Here is an 18,086-nt window from a genome sequence, read left to right as displayed (position 1 = left end):
CGGGGCGAGCGCCGTGCCTAGGCGACCGGCAGCAGGGACAGCAGGCGGAGGCTGGTGTGGCTCTCGGTTCCCGGTGTCGCGGTGTAGACCACGAGCCGCTGCGACTGGTCGGGGTCCACCAGTGTCTGGCAGTGCAGTTCCAGCGTCCCGACCTGCGGGTGCCGGAAGCGTTTGGAGGCGCAGTACGGCCCCAGCACGGGCCGCTCGCGCCAGATGCCGGCGAATTCGGGGCTCTCCCTGGTCAGCGCGGACACGAGCTCGGCGGCACGGGAGTCTCCGCCGTCGCGGGTGTAGGCGCCGTGCAGGTCCGCCACCATCAGCCGGCTCTGCTCGGCGTGGTCGCCCTCGGGGTGGACCAGTCGGGAGACCGGATCGGTGAACCAGCGGTAATGGGCGCTGCGTGCCAGTCCGCTGTGGTCGGTCAGGTCACCCAGCAGCGCCACCGCCGGGCGCGTCTGCTTCAACGTCTCGCCCAGGTGGTTCATCACCTGGGCGGGAGTGTCCTCCAGCCGGTCCAGGATGCGCATCATCCCCGGACTGATGTGGTCGCCGCGTCTCGTCCGCTGGGGCAGGGCGTGACCGGCGAGTTGGAAGAGGAGGTCGCGTTCCTCCAGGGACAGGTGCAGTCCGCGGGCGATCGCGGCGAGCATCTGTTCCGAGGGGCGGGGGCCTCGCGGCTGTTCCAGTCGGCTGTAGTAGTCCACCGACATGTCGCACAGTGCCGCGACCTCCTCGCGGCGCAGCCCTCCGGTGCGCCTGCGACGGCCGCGGGGCAACCCGACGTCCTCCGGCTGGAGGGCCTCGCGGCGTGCCCGGAGAAAGGCCGCCAGTGCTGCCCGATCCGCCATGGTCGTCCTTTCTCCGGGGAGGAGCGCCGCGTCGGCCGCCGCCGTCGCTCAGTGCGTCGACAGTGTCAACCATGCGGCCAGGGTCTCCCATTCCCGGGAAACAGTGTGCTGCTTCGGTTGTCCAGGATCGAGGAGCGCGGTCGCTGACAGTGTTGTCATACGGCGGGGCCGACGGTGTCAGCGGGTGATCGCTTTGGTCTCCAGGAACTCCTCAAGACCGGCACGACCCATCTCCCGGCCGTTGCCGGACTGTTTGTACCCGCCGAACGGGGCCTGGAAGTTGTGCTGTCCGCCATTGACGTCGACCTGGCCGACGCGCAGGCGCCGGGCGATCGCCAGGGCGTGGTCCTCGTCACCGGTCACCGCACCGTTGAGTCCGTAGATCGTGCCGTTGGCGATCTCGACGGCGTGGTCGTCGTCGGCGTAGGGGATGACGACGAGGACGGGGCCGAAGATCTCCTCCTGGGCGATGACCGACGCGGGGTCGACGTCGGAGAAGATCGTGGGCCGGACGTAGGCGCCGGTCTCGCAGCCGTCCGGCCGGCCGGGGCCGCCGGCCACGAGCGTGGCGCCGTCGGCGATGCCGCGCCGGATGTAGTCGTCGACGCGCAGGCGCTGGGTCTCCGAGGCGAGCGGGCCGATCCGCGTGCCCTCGTCCGAGGGATCGCCGACGACGTACGCCTCGGCAGCCGACCGGAGCTTGTCGACCACGGTCTCCTGAAGGCTTTCGGGCACGAGCATGCGCACATAGGCGCCGCAGGCCTGACCGCCGTTGGCCCAGGCGAACGCCAGTCCGCGGGTGACGGCCGAGTCGAGGTCGGCCTCGGGAAGGATGATGTGGGCCGCCTTGCCGCCCAGTTCGAGTGCGACCCGCTTGACCGTGGCGGAGGCGGCGACGGAGACGCTCCGGCCGGCGCGGGTGGACCCGGTGAACGAGATCATGTCGATCCTCGGGTGGCGGGCGAGGGCCTCCCCGACGACCGGGCCGGTGCCCTGCACCACGTTGAGGACACCGTTCGGCAGGCCTGCTTCGGTGGCGATCTCCGCGAACATCCGGGCGCTGAGGGGGGAGAGCTCCGAGGGTTTGAGGACGACGGTGTTGCCCGCCAGCATCGCGGGGACGACCTTGGTCACCAGTTGCTGGAGCGGGAAGTTCCACGGGGTGATGGCCCCCACCACGCCGATGGGCTCACGGACGACGAGCGAGTTCTCGACCACCTCCGTCCACTCGAACCGCTCCGCCGCCGTGATCGCGGCCAGGGTCGACGCGACGGGAAACCCCACCTGTGCCTGTCGGGAGAAGGCTATCGGGGCGCCCATCTCCAGGGTGATGGTCTCCGCCAGTTCCTCACTGTGCTTCTGCATGCCTTCGGCCAGGCGCCGCATGACGTCCGCGCGGTGCTGCGGAGCCGCCGACGCCCAGCCGGAAAAGGCGGCCAGCGCTGCGTCCACCGCCAGGTCCACTTCTTCGGAGGTGCCCTCCCGGACCGTGGCGAGGACCGATTCGTCGGCGGGATTGACCACGTCGATCAGCGGCCCGGAGCCGCGGACGGCGCGGCCGCCGATCCAGTGGGACGGGGTCGGGAACGGAAGCTCGGGGTTTTCGCTCATGCCACCCAGACAACATCGCTCGTCGCGGGGCATCCATGCCCTCCCATGCCCATGATCCAGGTCACTCGTGGAATGTCCCAGGAATCGCGGCGCGCCGATCGGGAACACCGGAACGGACGCCACGACCTCGGCCGCCCGCACGTTGTTATGCTCCCGGCGTGCGGGGGTCGACATGAGGGGGAACGGTCCGGAGCGGCTGCGTGGCCGGCGTCGCGAGCGTGCGGCGCTGGACGGGCTGGTCTCGGAGGTGGAGGCCGGACGCAGCGCCGCACTCGTGCTGCGCGGTGATGCCGGCATCGGGAAGTCCGCCCTGCTGGACCACCTGGCGGCACGCGCCGCCGGGCACCGCGTCGCTCGCGGGGCGGGTGCCGAGTCGGAGATGGAGCTTCCGTTCGCGGGGCTGCATCAGTTGTGCGCCCCGTTCCTCGGTCGCGCCGGCTCCCTTCCGTCTCCGCAGAGAGAGGCGCTGTCGACGGCGTTCGGGGTGAGCGCGGGACCGCCTCCGGACCGGTTCCTGGTCGGTCTGGCCGTGCTCGGGCTGCTCACCGACGTGGCCGCCGAGCAGCCGCTGTTCTGCCTCGTGGACGACACGCAGTGGCTCGACCGGGTCTCCGCGCAGACGCTGGCGTTCGTGGCGCGCCGTATGCTCGCCGAGCCTCTCGCCCTGGTCTTCGCCTCGCGTGAGCAGCGGGGACGCGACGAGTGGGCCGGTCTGCCCGAGCTGACGCTGGACGGCCTCGACGACACCGATGCCCGCGCGCTTCTGGACGCGGCGGCCGACGGCCCGATGGACGAGCGGATCCGTGACCGCGTCCTCGCCGAAGCACGCGGCAACCCCCTCGCCCTGTTGGAACTGCCCCGCGGCCAGGTCGAGGCGGAAGCGGCCGGCGGCCACGACGGGTCCGGTCCGGGACCGGTGACCGGGCGCATCGAGCGCAGCTACCTCGCGCGGGTCCGCTCACTGCCGGAGGCGACGCGGCGACTGCTGCTGATCGCCGCCGCCGAGCCGATCGGTGACGTGGCGCTGCTCAGGCAGGCCGCCGCACGGCTGGACATCGGCCCGGACGCGGCAGAGCCCGCGGTGCGGGCGGGGTTGCTCGATGTCGGGGCGCTGGTGCGTTTCCGGCATCCGCTCCTGCGTTCCGCGGTCCACCGCTCGGCCGGGCTCGCGGAGCTGCGGGAGGTGCACCGTGTCCTGGCGGAGGTGACCGACCCCGTCCTCGACCCCGACCGCCGGGCTTGGCACCTGGCGCGCGCGACGGTACGGCCGGACGAGGCGATCGCCGCCGAACTGGAGTCGTCGGCCGGGCGGGCGCTGGCGCGCGGAGGCGCCGCCGCGGCGGCCGCGTTCCTCGCACACGCGGCCGTGCTGACGCCGCACCCCCGGCGCAAGGCGTCGCGTGCCCTCGCCGCCGCCGGGGCGAAACTCCGCGCCGGTGCGCCCGCCGCGGCGCGCGATCTGCTGGCCCTGGCCCGGAGCGGAGTCCTGGACGAACTCGGTCAGGCCCGCGCGGACCTCGTCCAGGCCCGGATGGCCCTCGCCTCCAGTCGGGTCGGCGAGGCGCTTCCCTTGCTGCTGAGCACCGCGCAGCGCCTGGTCCCGCTCGATGCCGGACTGGCTCGCGAAACCTTCCTGGACGCCCTGTCGGCCGCCATGTTCGCCGGGCGCCTCGCCTCCGGTACGAGCGTACGGGAGGTGGCGGAGGCGGCACAGAAGACGGCCTCCCCCACGACCGGACCGCCGCGCAATTCCGATCTGCTCCTGGACGCCTTGGCCACCCGGTTCACCGGCGGGTACGGCGCGGCGGTCGCCGCCTCGCGCGACGCGGTCCGCGTGTTCCGCCGGGAGACCGACCCGGACGAGGTCCTGCGCTGGTCATGGCTGGCCTCGGCGCTGGCCGCGGAGGTGTGGGACTTCGAGGGCTGGACGGAACTGGTGACACGCCATGTGCGGACCGCCCGTGCCGTCGGCGCGCTGACCGAGTTGCCGCTCGCGCTCAACTCGCGGGCGGTCGTCCACACCTGTGCCGGTGAACTGGACAGCGCGGCGCTGCTCGTCGCCGAGATCGACCGGGTCCAGGAGGCGGTCGACAGCGGCTTCGCGCCGTACGGCACGATGACACTCGCCGCCTGGCAGGGCCTCGGAGGCGAAGCCACCCCGCTGATCGAGGCCGGTACGGAGAATGCCCTGAACCGCGGTGAGGGCATCGGCGTGGCCGTCGCGCGCCGGGCCGAAGCCGTGCTGAACAACGGTCTGGGGCGCTACGAGGAGGCGTTCGAGGCGGCCCGGCAGGCGAGCGCGTACCCGCAGGACCTGGTCGCGGCCAACTGGGGGCTGGTCGAACTGGTGGAGGCCGCCGTGCGCAGCGGTCGCCCGGACGCGGCCGAGGCCGCGCTGGTACGACTGACCCACATCACCGACGCCGCCGGCACGGACTGGGCACTGGGCGTGCAGGCACGCTCCCGGGCCCTGCTCAGCCAGGGGCAGACGGCCGAAGAACGGTACCGGGAGGCGATCGAACGACTCGGACGGACTCGGGTCGCGATGGAGTCGGCCCGGGCCCGTCTGGTGTACGGGGAGTGGCTGCGGCGGGAGGGCCGTCGCGCCGACGCCCGGGAGCAGTTGCGCGAGGCGCACGCACTGTTCACACGGTTCGGCGCGGGGGCGTTCGCCGAGCGTGCCGTCCGCGAGTTGCGGGCCACCGGCGAGACGGCGGCCCGCCGCGAGGGCACCGCCGCGGCGACGCTCACCGCCCAGGAGACCCAGATCGCCCGTCTGGCCCGGGACGGGCTCACCAACTCCGAGATCGGCGCGCAGTTGTTCCTCAGTCCGCACACCGTGGAATGGCACCTGCGCAAGGTGTACGCCAAGCTCGGCATCACCTCCCGGCGGCTCCTGCGCGCGGCGCTGTGAGCGGTCGGCTCCTCTGCCGGGGTGGGTCAGCGCCCTCGAAACGCCGCGGGAACCGAGCTCGCGCGGCGGCACGGCCCACCCGCGCGGGCACCGCGTGGCGGACCCGTGGCCGCGCGGGGAGGCACGGGTGGGCACGGAGCCCGTACGGCGGCGCGCTCCCTCCGGACCGGTCTGTCACACCCGCGCAGGCCGCGCGGTCTCTCCGGAAGAGGTGCGAGCCACAGCATGGCCCGCGCATCCCGGCCGAGAGGAAGACCCATGACCACGCGCATCGTGTCCATTGCCGAAGGCAGGCGGCTGACCCGCTCCGTCGCGATCGGCACGCACACACTGACGGCGGACGAACCCGAGCCCGTCGGCGCCGATGCGGGACCCACTCCGGGAGAGCTGCTTCTGGCCGCGCTCGGGTCCTGCACCTCCATGGCGGTGCGGGCGCTGGCGGACCGGCACCGCTGGCCACTTGAGCGTGTCGACGTGGCCGTGCGGTTCGGGAGCCAGGGCAACATCGTCAAGAACGTCGGGCTGACCGGTGATCTGGAGCCGGACCAACGGGAGCAGTTGCTGGCGGCGGCCGGCCGCTGTCCCGTTCACCGGCTGCTGACCAGGGAGGTCACCATCGTCACCGTACCCGCCCTGCTGGCGGAGCCGGACGCGGCGCACGCCTAGTCGCTCCCCCGCCGACCGCGCCCGCCCGGGCCGGGGCGGGGCGGGAGGCGGGTCAGGACGTGATCGCCATGCCGTCGAGCCGCATCGTGCCGATCTCTTTGCGGGAGGAGATGCCCAGCTTCGCGAAGATCTTGCGCAGGTGCCATTCGACGGTGTGCGGGCTGAGGAACAGCCGGGCGCCGATCTCCGGGTTCGTGAAGCCTCCTTGGGCGAGTCGCGCGATCTCGGCCTCCTTGGCGGTGAGGGTCACCGGCGTCTCCGGTACGGGCTTGCGCGTCCTCACCCCCGCGGCCTGCAGCTCCCGTCGCGCGCGCTCCGCGAATGCCTCGGCCCCTGCTTCGCCGAGCATCTCGTGTGCCTCGCCCAGCCGGGTACGGGCTTCTGCCCGGCGCTGTTCGAGGCGGAGCCACTCGCCGTAGCGGAGCCGTGCCCGGGCGCTGTCCATCCGGACCTCGGCCGCGTCGAGTCGCTCGATCGCTTCCTGGTGCAGGCGGTCGGCGGCCCGCCCCTCGCTCACCAGGGCCCGTGTGGCGGCGGAGGTGCCGAGCGCCCAGGCGGTTCCGCTGACCCGGGCCATCTCCTCGATCGTCCGCACCGCCTCGGCCGCAGGCGCGGACCGCCCCAGTCGCACGGCCGCTTCGACGAGTTCCACCCGGGACTGGAGGGACAGCCCGAGTTCCTGCGGGTTCTCGCATCCCCGCTCGGCGGCGGCGTAGGCCTCCTCGTAGCGGCCGAGGCCGTTGCAGAGGACCGCCGCCGCCCACTGGGTGGCCGTGGTCACCTTTCCCTCGGCCTGCAGCAGACGGTCGTGCGTGACGGTCTCGATCGCTTGCCGGGTCAGGGACTCCTGTCCTCTGAAGGGCGCCACCACGAGCGCTCCGTAGTGGGCGAAGAAGCCGCTGCCCGTGGCTTCGCCGATCGCGTCGGCCTCCACGGCGAGGGAGGCGGCGCCACGGAGATCACCGGCGAACACCCGGTTCGACAGACGCAGCAGGAGGGCGGAGGGCAGCACGGCGAGGGCTCCGTTGCCGCGGGCGAGATCGACCAGCCGCGCCGAGAGTTCGGACCAGGCGGCGAAGTCCCAGGTGCTGTGGGCCATGCGGCACGCGAGCGGAAGCCACCCCAGGCCGTCCTCCCGGGAGAGGTCTTCCGTCCGGAACGCGGCCACGGCCTCCAGGAGCATCGGCGCACCCACCGCGTAGTCCTCGGTGATCGACCGGGCGAGACCGGTCAGGAGGAGACCCTCGCGGCTCCCGGTGTCCACCTGGCCCGGCGCGCTCAGCACCGCCTCCGCGACGTCGCGGACCCCGCCCGTGGCGAGCCGGCCCGCGGTCAGGGCCGCGTAGATCGCGTCCCGGTACGTCTGGACGGCGAGTCCGGAGTCGTACGGCCGCAGTCGCCGGGCCGCTTCGAGCAGCAGCGGCAGTCCGGCGCCGGCTCCCTTGGTCGCGGACATGATCTGTCCCCGGAGCAGGGTCGCCCGTCCCGGTCCGGCCTCGTCGTGGTGGCTCAGTTCCGCCGCGTCGACCAGTTCTCGCGCGGCGTCGAAGGCGCCCGCCTGGTAGTTGGCCCGCGCCGCGGCCAGGGCTCTGGCGCCGCGGCGTACGGGATCCGGGGTGAGCTCGGTGGCTCGCAGCAGGAAGGCCGCTGCCGCCGCGATGCCGCCCCGCGCCTGCGCCCGCCCGGCGGATCCCTCCAGTTCGGCGGCGACGGTCTCGTCCGGCCCCACCGTCGCGCTCGCCCGGTGCCAGACGCGGCGTTCGGGGTGCAGCTCGGCGTCGATCGAGTCGGCCAGAGCCCGGTGCACGCGCCGCTGCTCCTCCGGGCCGACGGCGCGGTGGACCGCGGAGCGGACCAGCGGGTGGCGGAAGCGCACCCAGGTGCCGAGCGTCATCAGGCCGGACGCCTCGGCGTGGGTCACGGCGGTGTCGACGGAGATGCCCAGGCGTTCGGCGGCCTGCCGCAGCAGGGCCACGTCACCGACCGGCTCGACGGCGGCGATGAGCAGCAGTTGCTGCGTCTCGGCCGGGAGCGACCGGACGCGTCGCAGGAAGCCCGCCTCGATCTGGCCGGACAGCGGCCGGGGCTCGGGTCCCCCGAATCCTCCGGCCATGTCGACGGCGGTCAGGCCGCGCGGCAGCTCCAGCAGGGCCAGCGGATTGCCGCGTGTCTCGGCGACGATGCGGTCCCGCACCCGCTGGTCGAGCGAGCCGGTCACGACCGAGTCGAGGAGTCTGCGGGACTCGTGCTCGTTCAGTCCGCGGACAGCGAGTTCCGGCAGGTCGGGGAAGATCTCACGGGAGCCCGACTCGCGGACGGCCAGGACGAGCAGAACGGATTCGGCGAGCAGCCGGCGAGCGACGAACTCCAGGGTCTGGGCGGACACCCGGTCCAGCCACTGCGCGTCGTCGACGAGACAGAGCAACGGCTCGTCGCCCACGGCCGCGGCCAGCAGACTCAAGGTGGCCAGACCGAGCAGGAACCGGTCGGGCGCGTCTCCGGACTGCATCCCGAACGCCGTGCGCAGCGCGTTCCGTTGCGGCTCGGGGAGACCGTCGAGATGGGACAGCAGCGGAGCGCAGAGCTGGTGCAGCCCGGCGTGGGAGAGCTCCATCTCGGACTGCACGCCGGCCGCCCTGACGACCCGGCATCCGGTGGCCCGGTCGAGCAGGTGGTTCAGCAGCTCGGTCTTCCCGATGCCCGCCTCGCCGCGCACCACGAGGACACCGCTGCGCCCTGCCCTGGCCTGGGCGAGGAGGTCGTCGAGCACCCGGCACTCGTGCCGCCGCCCGATGAGCCCTGTCCGTGATCCGTCCCTCGCCATGGCAGCCTCCCCCGGCGCCACGATACCCCGGCTTACGATCTCCGCGACCCTGGCTGAAAGTCGCGGCTCCTGCGTTCGCCGAGTCGTCCGGGAACAGCCCGTCCGGTGCCGTCGGTCGCGGCCGCCCGCCCGCCGCCTCGTCCCACGCACCTTCCTGAGCTGGCCATGGCTCGCGCGGGGTAGGCGGTGTCCGCGCCGGCCGAGTGGCGGCGGCGCTGTGTGGCACCCGCACAGCGACCGGGGCGCGGGTGGCCGGAAGCCGCTGCTTCGGACCCGTGTGGCAACCCTGGCGACGCGGCGGAGTGTCAGGCGACCGACTTCACGACGACCGCCGTACACACGAACATCACCACGGTGATCACCGCCATGGCGATCAGTGTCCCCCGTAGCCATCGGCCGAACCGGATGTCGTGGGCCGCCTCGGCGGCGCCGACGCTGTCCGCGATGTGCTGCGTCACCATGCGTGCCACGTAGTTCTGTTCATCGAGGTACCACAGCTCGATGTCCCTCCGCTGCTCCTGGGTCAGCCCGTGCGTCCTCGCGACGAAGGCGGCCACGCGTCCGCGAGCGGCACGCAGATGAGCCTCCCGGTACAGATGGGCCTCTATCTCGACCAGCCCACGGGCGGCCTGCTTGGCCATGTTCATGATGCGCTCCCAGAGTCGATGGTCCCCGCTCGGAAGGCGGGCCGGGCGGCCGGGACCGCGCGATGGCGGGTGCACCGCGCGGTGGACGGCGGCGCCGGTCGGGACACAGGTCGGCGACCCGGCGTTCGGAAAGGTGACGCCGGTGGACCGCCGCCGGCCTCCCGGGTGGCGGCGGCCCACCGGCCGCTCGGCCGTCGGCTCAGCCGGTCACCCGCGCCGCCTCGTTGATCAGGCGCGCGACATCACCGGGACGGGAGACACCGACCGCGTGGGAGGCGGACACGCTCACCACGGTGGCCTTCGCGCGCTCGGCCATGAAGGTCTGCGCCCGCGCCGGGATGTTACGGTCCTCGGTGGCCACGAGCACCCAGGACGGGATCTCCTTCCACGCCGGGGCGGAAGCGCCTTCCGCCAGCGCGGCATCGGCCACGGGCCGCTGGGTGGCCGCCATGATCGCCGAGGTCTCCTCGGGGACGTCGGCGGCGAACTGCTGGTGGAACCTGCTCTTCTCGATGTAGAGATCCGCGACCGGGCTCCCGTCGGCCAGTGTGACCGGCACCGGGCGGAGCGTCTCGCCGAGGGTGCTGCCCGGGAACCTGCCGGACAGGGTGACCGCGCTCTCGCCCTCGTCCGGCAGGAAGGCCGCGACGAAGACGAGGGCCTTGACGTTGCCGAGCCCCCGCGCGGCGTTGCTGATGACCGAGCCGCCGTAGGAGTGCCCGGCGAGCACCACCGGGCCGTCGATGGAGGCCACGAGCTGTCTGACGTACTCGCTGTCCCCGGCCAGTCCGCGCAGCGGATTGCTCGCGGCCACCACCGGATAGCCGTGGGACTGCAGCTTTTCGACGACGCCGTTCCAGCTGGAGGAGTCCGCGAACGCGCCGTGGACGAGGACGATGGTCGGATTCTGTGCACTCATGGGAGTGGCCTTTCATATTGCCGGTGAAACAAGCGCGTCATCGGGCGTACGGCTGTGCTCGATTGCGGGGCATTCCGGTTCTGCCGATACGCCCGGGAATTCCCGTGGAGTTGTCTCGTGCGAGGAATCAGTCGGTGCCGAGGGCCTTGCGCAGGACGTGGACGGCCTGCTCGACCGCCGCGGTGGAGGCCTGGGTTCCGCGCACCGGGTTCAGCATCATGAAGTCGTGCAGGCTGGCGTTGTAGCGGACGCTGGTGGTCGGCACACCGGCCTGGATCAGCTTGCGGGCGTACGCCTCGCCCTCGTCGCGCAGTACGTCGTTCTCGTCGACCGCGACGAACGCCGGCGGCAGTCCCCGGAGGTCCTCCAGGGTCGCGCGCAGCGGGGAGGCGGTGATCTGGTTCCGCTCGGCCGGGTCGGTGGTGTAGGCGTTCCAGAACCACTCCATGGCCTTGGCGGTCAGGTGGGGTCCGTGGGCGAAGGTCCGGTAGCTCTCCGTGTCCTGGCCCGCGTCGGTGACCGGGTAGTACAGCGACTGGTGCAGGAAGGTCACGTCGCCGCGCTGCTTGGCCAGGTGGGTGAGGGCGGCGCTCATGTTTCCGCCGACGGAGTCACCGGCGACGACCAGGCGCGAGCCGTCCAGCCCCTCTTCCGCGCCCTTGGCGGTGACCCACTGGGCGGTGGCGTACGCCTGCTCGACGGCGACGGGGTACTTCGCCTCCGGGGAGCGGTCGTACTCGACGAACACCAGGGCCGCGTCGGCGCCCACGGCGAGTTCACGCACGAGTCGGTCGTGGGTGCCGGCGTTCCCGAGGATCCAGCCGCCGCCGTGCACGTAGAGGATCACCGGCAGGACGCCGGTGCTGCCGACGGGCTTGACGATGCGCACCCGCACATCGCCGACCGGGGCGGGGACGGTGATCCACTTCTCGTCCACGTCGGGCTTCTCGACCGGTCCGGACTGAACGTCGTCGAGCAGCTTGCGGGCGCCCTCGACACCGAGTTCGTACAGCAGGGGCGGCTTGGCGGTCGCGTCGGCGAATTCCTGCGCGGCGGGTTCGAGAATGATCTCACTCACGGCAATCTCCTTGCGAGACGGTGGCTTTCGGAAGCCTTTCCCTCTCATGAGACCGGGCCGGGAGTCGATATGTGACGCACCGGGGAGAACGGCGCGGAAATCACTCGTCGGCCTCAGCCTTTTCCCGAGCGGTTTCCGCGCCGGCCGCCGAACCTCTGGTCGGAGCGCTAGTCGGACCCCACCCGGGTGGGGTCGGCGGGCTTCGGCAGCAGGAAGCCGTCGACGTACAGGTCGACGTGCTCGTTGTAGAACGCGGTCAGCCCGGCGATGCGGTTGGCGTGGATGGTCGGGAAGTCGTACGTCCAGGCGATGTCCTCGTGGGAGGCGGTGTCGCTGTCGAACGACCAGTAGCTGCTCGTCGTCCCCTTGTACGGGCATCGGGTCACCGTGTCCGAGTGCCGCAGCCGGGTCCAGTCGACGGCCGCGCGGTCGAGGTAGTACCGGGTCGGCAGGCCGGTCTCGAACAGCTTCACGCAGTCCGAGGCCTCCGCCAGCACGACACCGTCCACCTCGACTCGGACGCTGCTGCCGGAACGCAGGGCGTCCACGCGGGAGTAGGGGCTCCGGGGATGGACGAAGACCGGCTCCTCCTCCTCGAACCAGGAGTCCAGCGCCTCCCATGCGAAGCGCACGGTGTCGCGCAGCGGTCCCGGCGCGCCCTCCCCCCAGACCCATGCCGCGCCCGCACGGACCTCCGGACCGACCTGAAGGGTGTGACGGTGCGCGGGGCCCGCACCGAGCTGCTCCGTGTGCTTGTCGTCGTGGAGTACACCGTCCACCAGATCCGCGAGCGGGATGCTGAACTGGGGGTAGGCCTGCCATTCCCACACGTACAGCGCGCGGCGGGTGTCGAAGACGACACGGCCGCCGATCACCCCCCGGATACGGCGGGGAACCGGCTCGACGTGCCCGATCGGGACGATGAGACTCGGATGCAGGACACTTTCGGTCGCCATGGTGATCACCTTGTGTTCGCTGATGGTAGCGGGGGAAGCGCAGAGGTTGTTGTCACACACTGTTCCACGTCACGGTGTGAAATGCGTCGACGAGCCTCGATGTCACACATCCCAGGTGTCCCCGGTCAGTGAGCTGTAACTGTTCCGTACCTGAGGAGATTCCGTCATGGACGCGCGTATCGACTACTTCGGCAACGCCCTGGCCGGGAAGGTCATGAAGCACCTGAACTCCACCGGCGCGGCGGTCCAGGGAGCCCTCCCGGTCGCCACCCAGGAGCTGGTGAAGATCCGTGCCAGCCAGATCAACGGCTGTGGTTTCTGCACCGACATGCACACCAAGGACGCCGTCGTCGCGGGCGAGGACCAGCAGCGTCTGAACCTGGTGGCCGTGTGGCGCGAGGCCACGGTCTTCACCGATGCCGAGCGCGCGGCGCTGGAGCTGACCGAGCAGGGCACGCGCATCGCCGACGGCGCGGGCGGCGTGTCGGACGAGGTCTGGGCGAACGCGGCGAAGCACTACGACGAGGACCAGCTCGCCGCGCTGATCTCGCTGATCGCCGTCATCAACGCCTACAACCGCATCAACGTCATCAACCGCCAGCCCGCCGGCGGCTACCGGCCCGGCATGTTCGGCTGAGCCGACCGCTCCTGCCCGGCAGGACACGGCCCGTCCGTCGGTCTCCCGGTCGCCCCGACCCTCGACCGGCCGACGGGCGGGCCCCGCCTCCGCGGCGAGCCGTGGCTCCGCCCACGGGCAACGGAATCCAGAGGACTCTCATGTCAGAGCGCCATGTACTCGCCCCTCTCCGACGAGCCCGCACCGACGTACTGGACGTCGCCTACTACGAGACAGGCTCCGCGGAGGACGACACCGTGCTGCTACTGCACGGATTCCCCTACGACATCCACAGCTACGTGGAGGTGGCCCCGCTGCTCGCGGACAGCGGCTTCCGGGTCGTCGTCCCCTATCTGCGGGGCCATGGACCCACCGCGTTCCGGTACGGATCGACTCCGCGCTCGGGTCAGCAGGCCGCGCTGGGCGCCGACGTCGTCGCCTTGATGGACGCCCTGGAGGTGGAGCGTGCCTACCTCGCGGGCTACGACTGGGGCGGCCGCGCCGCCAACGTCGCCGCGGCCCTGTGGCCCGAGCGCGTGCTCGGCCTGGTCTCGGTCAACAGCTACCTCGTCCAGGACATCGGCGCGGCGGCGGAGCCCCTCGCCCCCGAACTGGAGGCGGGCTTCTGGTACTTCTACTACTTCCTCACCGAGCGGGGCCGGGCCGGCCTGGCGCGCGATCCCCAGGGGGTCGCGCGGGTGATCTGGAAGCGGAACTCCCCCAAGTGGCCGTTCAGCGAGCACGATCTGGAGCGGGCCGCGACGGCCTTCGCCAATCCCGACCACACCGACGTCGTGGTCCATTCGTACCGGCACCGGCTCGGCTTCGCGCCGGGCGCCGAGGAGTACGCGGGCCTTGAGGCACGTCTCGCCGAACTGCCCGCGATCACGGTTCCCGCCGTCACCCTCGACGGGCTGGCCGACGGCAACTTCCCGGCCACGGACGGCTCCTCGACCGCCAGGCACTTCACCGGCCCCCGGCTGCACCGCCAGGTGGCGGACGCCGGGCACAATCTGCCGCAGGAGCGCCCCGGGGCGTTCGCGGCGGCCGTACGCGACGTGCGCCGGCTGCGGCAGGGGAACGCCGGCCGCGACCGCCTCGCCGGATGACGCCAGGACACGACATGAACCACTCCCCCGCTCCGGAGGCCGCCGCCTCCCTCCGTATCGGCAGTGCCCGTGGACGGTGGACCCTGCTGGCCACCGTCCTGGGGTCCGGCGTCGTACTGCTCGGCTCCACCGTCACCAACGTCGCCCTGCCGCACATCGGCGACGACTTCGGCGCCGGCCTCGCCATGCTCCAGTGGACGGTGAACGCCTACATGCTGACCCTGGCGGGTCTGATCCTGCTGGGCGGGTCGCTGGGCGACCGCTTCGGGCGGCGTCGCGTCTTCGTGGTGGGCCTCGTGTGGTTCGCCGTGGCCTCGCTGCTGTGCGCCCTGGCCCCGGACACCGGCACGCTGATCGCCGCCCGGGCCCTCCAGGGCGTCGGCGGTGCTCTGCTCACCCCCGGCTCGCTGGCGATCATCGAGGCCTCCTTCCACCCGGACGACAGGCCGCGCGCGATCGGCCTGTGGTCGGGCTTCGGCGGCATAGGCGCGGCCCTCGGGCCGTTCCTGGGCGGATGGCTGGTGGACGGCCCCGGCTGGCGCTGGACCTTCCTGCTGAGCATCCTTCCGGCGCTGCTGTGCGTGCCCGTGGCGCTGCGCCATGTCCCGGAGTCCGTGGGCGCGTCTCCGCAGGACGCGGTCGTCACGGCCGGTACGGGGAGCCGGGGGCGACTCGGCTTCGACATACCCGGCGCCGTCCTCGGCGCTCTGGCACTCGCGCTGGCCACCTACGCGCTGACCGAGGCGCGCGACGGCGGCCCGTCGGCCGTTGTCGCGGCCGTCGGCAGCGTCGCGGCGGGTGCCGGGTTCCTGCGCGTGGAGCGGCGCAGCGGCGACCCGATGATGCCGCCGGCGATCTTCGCGTCCCGGCAGTTCACCGCCGTCAACGTGATCACCTTGTGCGTCTACGCGGGCACGGGCGGGTTCTTCTTCCTGACCACGCTGCAACTGCAGATCGTCGTCGGATACTCGGCGCTGGCGGCCGGTGCCGCCATGCTGCCCTGCACCGTGCTGATGCTGCTGCTCTCGTCCCACTCCGGGACGCTCGCCCAGCGGCTGGGGCCACGGACGCCGCTCACCGTCGGCCCGCTGGTGTGCGGGGCGGGCATGCTGATGACGCTGCGGGCCGGTCCTGGCGCGTCCTACCTCCAGGACGTCCTGCCCGCCCTGCTGGTGATGGGTACCGGGATGGTCGTGATGGTCGCTCCGCTGACCGTGACCCTGCTGTCCTCGGTGGATGCCTCGAACGCCGGGCTGGCCAGCGGCATCAACAACGCCGCGGCCCGGGCGGCCGGTCTTGTGGCAGTGGCGGCGCTGCCGCTGCTGGTCGGGATGGGACCGGACGCCTACCGTTCGGGCCCGGCCTTCGACACGTCGTTCGGCCGGGCCATGCCGCTGTGCGCGGGCCTGCTGGCTGTCGGCGCGTCCGTCGCCTTCGGCACGCTGCGGCAGACCGCGGGGGCTTCTCGCCCGCCGCACGGGCGGACGCACGGCTGGCTGATGGAGCCGCCGCTGGTGTCCCGTTTCGCCCGTCACCAGGCAGCCGACTGACACCCGGCCGGGAACCCGCCGGCCGGCACACCGGCGACGCGCCACGGCGCGCCCGCCCCGAGAAAGGATCCAGAGATGTCGTACCCGTACCCGGCGCAGAAGTACTGGGGGGAGCACGGTGAGGTCAACGCCGTCTTCCGACCGGCCGGCACACCGCCGGACATCGGCGAGAGCGGTACCGGGAAGGACGCCATCCACTACCTGGCGACCACCGGCACCACACGGGGTGAGTTCGGCCTGTACCGCATGGAGATGCGGCCCAGGGCGGGCGGCCCCAAGACGCATTTCCACAAGCGGATCTCGGAGTCGTTCTACATCCTGGACGGGACCGTGCGCGTGTTCGACGGCGTGCGGTGGGTCGACGCGCGCAAGGGGGACTTCCTGCATGTGCCCCAGGGCGGGCTGCACGCCTTCCGCAACGACTCCGACGCCCCGGCCGACATGCTGCTTCTCTTCACCCCGGGTGCCCCGCGCGAGGAGTACTTCGAGCAGGTGTCACACCTGGCGCACGCTTCGGAGGAGGAGCGTGCCGCGTTCTTCGACGAGCACGACTCGTACTTCGTGGAATAGGAGCAAGAGGAGGAGCAGAAAGCAGGAGCCGGAGCAGGAGCCATCGACAGGCGGGGCCCCGCGCCCGTGACACCGGTCGTCGCCGGGAGGTCACGGGCGCGGGGCCCGGTTGTGTGCCGGATGTGACGGGGGGACAGGGCCCCGCCCGGTGGGCGCCGGCACGACGCCGTGAACGTGCGGGTCAGGCGGTGGGCCGCGGGGCGCGCAGGTGGGCGCGCTCCTTCAGCTCCTCCTCGTCGACCAGTTCGAGCATGGGCTTGCCGGGCGCGCACATCATGGTGACGACGAACTCGGTCCTCTCGTCGGCGAGGGCGTTGCCGTCCTGGTAGTGGATGGCGTCACCGCCCGGCTCCCAGAAGGTGCCGCCGGCCTCGACGACCCGCTCGGGCTCACCCTCCAGTTCGAAGCGGACCGCACCCTTGACGACGTAGCCGAACGCCGGACCGGAGTGGCGGTGCGGCGGGGTGCCGGGGTCACCGGGCTCCCACTGGACGTGGATGGTCATGGCCGAGGCACCCTCGGGCACGATGATCGGCGAGGCGTCCTGGAGCATCTTCGCCGCTCGGGTCCAGCTCGGGCCGTCCTCGCCGCCGGTTCCGTGTCCGTGTCCGACGTGGCCGTGGTGGGCGTGCTGTGCATTCTCCGACACTGAGTCGCACCTTCCGTGGTTCCACCGTGTCCGGGCAGCACATCGTCCGCCGTCACGGTGGTCGTCTCCGGTCCTGTAGACCGCTCTACCCTCCTGACCGGGTGTGGGGCGGATCTGTGACAAGGGCCGACGAGCGGCACCTGGAGGGCCGGCGCGGTGTCACAACAACCGTCCCCAGGCTGTCTAGGTGTGATGAGCACGGTGGCACACATCTCCGTCCGCCGCCGTCTCCGACGCACGCCCAGCGGGGTCATCGGCCCCCCCGACGGAAGAGATCCAGATGAGAGTCGTCGTCGCAGGTGCCACCGGTCGGATCGGGTCAAGGGCCGTCGCCAGGCTCCGGGACCACGGGGTGGAGGTCGTGCCGGTCTCCCGTGGAGAAGGGGTCGACATCACCACCGGACGAGGGCTCGACCAGGCGCTGCGCGCCGCCGAGGTGGTGGTGGACGTCACCGACGCACCCTCGCGGGACCCGGAGGCCGGCACGGAGTTCTTCACCGCCGCGACGGGCAACCTCCTCAAGGCCGCCACCGCCGCGGGCGTGGAGCACTACGTGGCTCTGTCGGTGGTGGGCGCCGACCGGATCGGCTCGGGGTACTTCCGGGCCAAGGCGGCGCAGGAGGACCTGGTGCGGCACAGCACCGTTCCGTACTCCCTCGTGCGCGCCACCCCGTTCCACGAGTCCGTGGAGGCCGCCGCGACCGCGGGGACCCGGACCGACGGCGTGCATGTGCCACCACTGCTGCTGCGGCCGGTCTCGACGGACGACGTCGCCGCGGCGCTCGCCCATGTCGCCGTGGGCCTGCCGCTGTTCGGCGTGCTGGAGGCGGCCGGGCCCGAAGAGCTCCGGCTCGAAGAAGCGACCTCCGAGCTGCTGACCACGCTGGGCCGGCCCGGCCCGGTGATCGCCGACGCACGGTCCTCGTTCTTCGGCGCGGTACTCGAGGAGCGGGCGCTCCTTCCCGGGCCGGACGCCCACTCCGGCCATCACACGTTCACCCAGTGGCTCAGGAGCCGCTGACTCCACCGGACGGCGGCGCGTCGCCGCCCGTCCTTCCCCACCGGTCGCCCGCGACCCCCACCGTGTCCGCGGCCGACGTCGCCGACACCCACGCCGTGACAGGAAGGC

15 protein-coding genes are annotated in these 18,086 nt (G+C 72.2%); 7 read left to right on the top strand and 8 right to left on the bottom strand.

The annotated features are described in order from the left end of the window. Window positions 1-17 precede the first annotated feature (17 nt). Together ACIPSJ_RS25260 and ACIPSJ_RS25255 are read right to left on the bottom strand one after the other, a co-directional pair. A complete protein-coding gene (locus ACIPSJ_RS25260; protein WP_401349116.1) occupies window positions 18-848 on the bottom strand; it encodes a helix-turn-helix transcriptional regulator in 831 nt (276 codons plus the stop codon). Between the two features lie 177 nt (window positions 849-1,025). After that, on the bottom strand, window positions 1,026-2,492 hold the full coding sequence (locus ACIPSJ_RS25255; RefSeq protein ID WP_401349113.1) for an aldehyde dehydrogenase family protein: 1,467 nt from the start codon (window positions 2,490-2,492) through the stop codon (window positions 1,026-1,028). Window positions 2,493-2,631: 139 nt separating this feature from the next. Between ACIPSJ_RS25255 and ACIPSJ_RS25250 the strand changes: the two genes are divergently transcribed. Beyond that, complete coding sequence (locus tag ACIPSJ_RS25250) at window positions 2,632-5,373, top strand: AAA family ATPase (RefSeq protein ID WP_401349110.1); 2,742 nt, start codon at window positions 2,632-2,634, stop codon at window positions 5,371-5,373. Between the two features lie 258 nt (window positions 5,374-5,631). Further along, on the top strand, window positions 5,632-6,039 hold the full coding sequence (locus ACIPSJ_RS25245; protein ID WP_359221313.1) for an OsmC family protein: 408 nt from the start codon (window positions 5,632-5,634) through the stop codon (window positions 6,037-6,039). 52 nt (window positions 6,040-6,091) lie between these two features. Here ACIPSJ_RS25245 and ACIPSJ_RS25240 read toward each other — a convergent pair whose 3' ends face one another. From ACIPSJ_RS25240 to ACIPSJ_RS25220, 5 genes are all read right to left on the bottom strand, one after another. After that, complete coding sequence (locus ACIPSJ_RS25240; RefSeq protein WP_401349106.1) at window positions 6,092-8,863, bottom strand: ATP-binding protein; 2,772 nt, start codon at window positions 8,861-8,863, stop codon at window positions 6,092-6,094. Between the two features lie 305 nt (window positions 8,864-9,168). Next, a complete protein-coding gene (locus tag ACIPSJ_RS25235) occupies window positions 9,169-9,510 on the bottom strand; it encodes a hypothetical protein (protein WP_401349103.1) in 342 nt (113 codons plus the stop codon). Between the two features lie 199 nt (window positions 9,511-9,709). Then, window positions 9,710-10,429, bottom strand: coding sequence for an alpha/beta fold hydrolase (locus ACIPSJ_RS25230; protein ID WP_401349100.1), 720 nt, complete (start codon window positions 10,427-10,429; stop codon window positions 9,710-9,712). A 127-nt stretch (window positions 10,430-10,556) separates the two neighbouring features. Next, window positions 10,557-11,507, bottom strand: a complete 951-nt coding sequence (locus tag ACIPSJ_RS25225; RefSeq protein ID WP_401349097.1) for an alpha/beta hydrolase — start codon at window positions 11,505-11,507, stop codon at window positions 10,557-10,559. Window positions 11,508-11,674: 167 nt separating this feature from the next. Further along, window positions 11,675-12,463 carry a DUF427 domain-containing protein gene (locus ACIPSJ_RS25220; protein WP_401349094.1) on the bottom strand — a complete coding sequence of 263 codons (789 nt, stop codon included), beginning with the start codon at window positions 12,461-12,463 and terminating at the stop codon, window positions 11,675-11,677. A gap of 166 nt (window positions 12,464-12,629) precedes the next feature. On the opposite strand from ACIPSJ_RS25220, the gene ACIPSJ_RS25215 reads away from it, so the two are divergent. From ACIPSJ_RS25215 to ACIPSJ_RS25200, 4 genes are all read left to right on the top strand, one after another. Beyond that, window positions 12,630-13,100, top strand: a complete 471-nt coding sequence (locus ACIPSJ_RS25215) for a carboxymuconolactone decarboxylase family protein (RefSeq protein ID WP_355727287.1) — start codon at window positions 12,630-12,632, stop codon at window positions 13,098-13,100. Between the two features lie 140 nt (window positions 13,101-13,240). Then, window positions 13,241-14,188: an alpha/beta fold hydrolase gene (locus tag ACIPSJ_RS25210; protein WP_401349091.1), complete on the top strand. Its 948-nt coding sequence runs from the start codon at window positions 13,241-13,243 to the stop codon at window positions 14,186-14,188. Between the two features lie 14 nt (window positions 14,189-14,202). Further along, the gene (locus tag ACIPSJ_RS25205) at window positions 14,203-15,738 is read left to right on the top strand and encodes an MFS transporter (protein WP_401349088.1); all 1,536 of its coding nucleotides are present in this window, start codon (window positions 14,203-14,205) and stop codon (window positions 15,736-15,738) included. A gap of 75 nt (window positions 15,739-15,813) precedes the next feature. Next, the gene (locus tag ACIPSJ_RS25200) at window positions 15,814-16,308 is read left to right on the top strand and encodes a cupin domain-containing protein (protein WP_359221322.1); all 495 of its coding nucleotides are present in this window, start codon (window positions 15,814-15,816) and stop codon (window positions 16,306-16,308) included. Between the two features lie 181 nt (window positions 16,309-16,489). Here the strand turns inward: ACIPSJ_RS25200 and ACIPSJ_RS25195 are convergent, their stop codons facing one another. After that, entirely contained in the window at window positions 16,490-16,957 is a 468-nt protein-coding gene (locus ACIPSJ_RS25195; protein WP_355725977.1) for a cupin domain-containing protein, read from the bottom strand. A 280-nt stretch (window positions 16,958-17,237) separates the two neighbouring features. Between ACIPSJ_RS25195 and ACIPSJ_RS25190 the strand changes: the two genes are divergently transcribed. After that, entirely contained in the window at window positions 17,238-17,978 is a 741-nt protein-coding gene (locus tag ACIPSJ_RS25190; RefSeq protein ID WP_401349084.1) for an SDR family oxidoreductase, read from the top strand. Window positions 17,979-18,086 lie beyond the last annotated feature (108 nt).

Source organism: Streptomyces sp. NPDC090088 (genome assembly GCF_044747345.1).
Lineage (GTDB): Bacteria > Actinomycetota > Actinomycetes > Streptomycetales > Streptomycetaceae > Streptomyces.
The sequence above is the reverse complement of the archived record's forward strand: the minus strand, read 5'-3'. Positions and strand labels throughout refer to the sequence as shown.

Coding starts and splice junctions, on each gene's coding strand:
- ACIPSJ_RS25205 (WP_401349088.1), top strand. CDS start 14,203: ATGAACCACTCCCCCGCTCCGGAGGCCGCCGCCTCCCTCCGTATCGGC.
- ACIPSJ_RS25235 (WP_401349103.1), bottom strand. CDS start 9,510: ATGAACATGGCCAAGCAGGCCGCCCGTGGGCTGGTCGAGATAGAGGCC.
- ACIPSJ_RS25220 (WP_401349094.1), bottom strand. CDS start 12,463: ATGGCGACCGAAAGTGTCCTGCATCCGAGTCTCATCGTCCCGATCGGG.
- ACIPSJ_RS25215 (WP_355727287.1), top strand. CDS start 12,630: ATGGACGCGCGTATCGACTACTTCGGCAACGCCCTGGCCGGGAAGGTC.
- ACIPSJ_RS25230 (WP_401349100.1), bottom strand. CDS start 10,429: ATGAGTGCACAGAATCCGACCATCGTCCTCGTCCACGGCGCGTTCGCG.
- ACIPSJ_RS25250 (WP_401349110.1), top strand. CDS start 2,632: ATGAGGGGGAACGGTCCGGAGCGGCTGCGTGGCCGGCGTCGCGAGCGT.
- ACIPSJ_RS25245 (WP_359221313.1), top strand. CDS start 5,632: ATGACCACGCGCATCGTGTCCATTGCCGAAGGCAGGCGGCTGACCCGC.
- ACIPSJ_RS25210 (WP_401349091.1), top strand. CDS start 13,241: ATGTCAGAGCGCCATGTACTCGCCCCTCTCCGACGAGCCCGCACCGAC.
- ACIPSJ_RS25200 (WP_359221322.1), top strand. CDS start 15,814: ATGTCGTACCCGTACCCGGCGCAGAAGTACTGGGGGGAGCACGGTGAG.
- ACIPSJ_RS25260 (WP_401349116.1), bottom strand. CDS start 848: ATGGCGGATCGGGCAGCACTGGCGGCCTTTCTCCGGGCACGCCGCGAG.
- ACIPSJ_RS25255 (WP_401349113.1), bottom strand. CDS start 2,492: ATGCCCCGCGACGAGCGATGTTGTCTGGGTGGCATGAGCGAAAACCCC.
- ACIPSJ_RS25190 (WP_401349084.1), top strand. CDS start 17,238: ATGAGAGTCGTCGTCGCAGGTGCCACCGGTCGGATCGGGTCAAGGGCC.
- ACIPSJ_RS25240 (WP_401349106.1), bottom strand. CDS start 8,863: ATGGCGAGGGACGGATCACGGACAGGGCTCATCGGGCGGCGGCACGAG.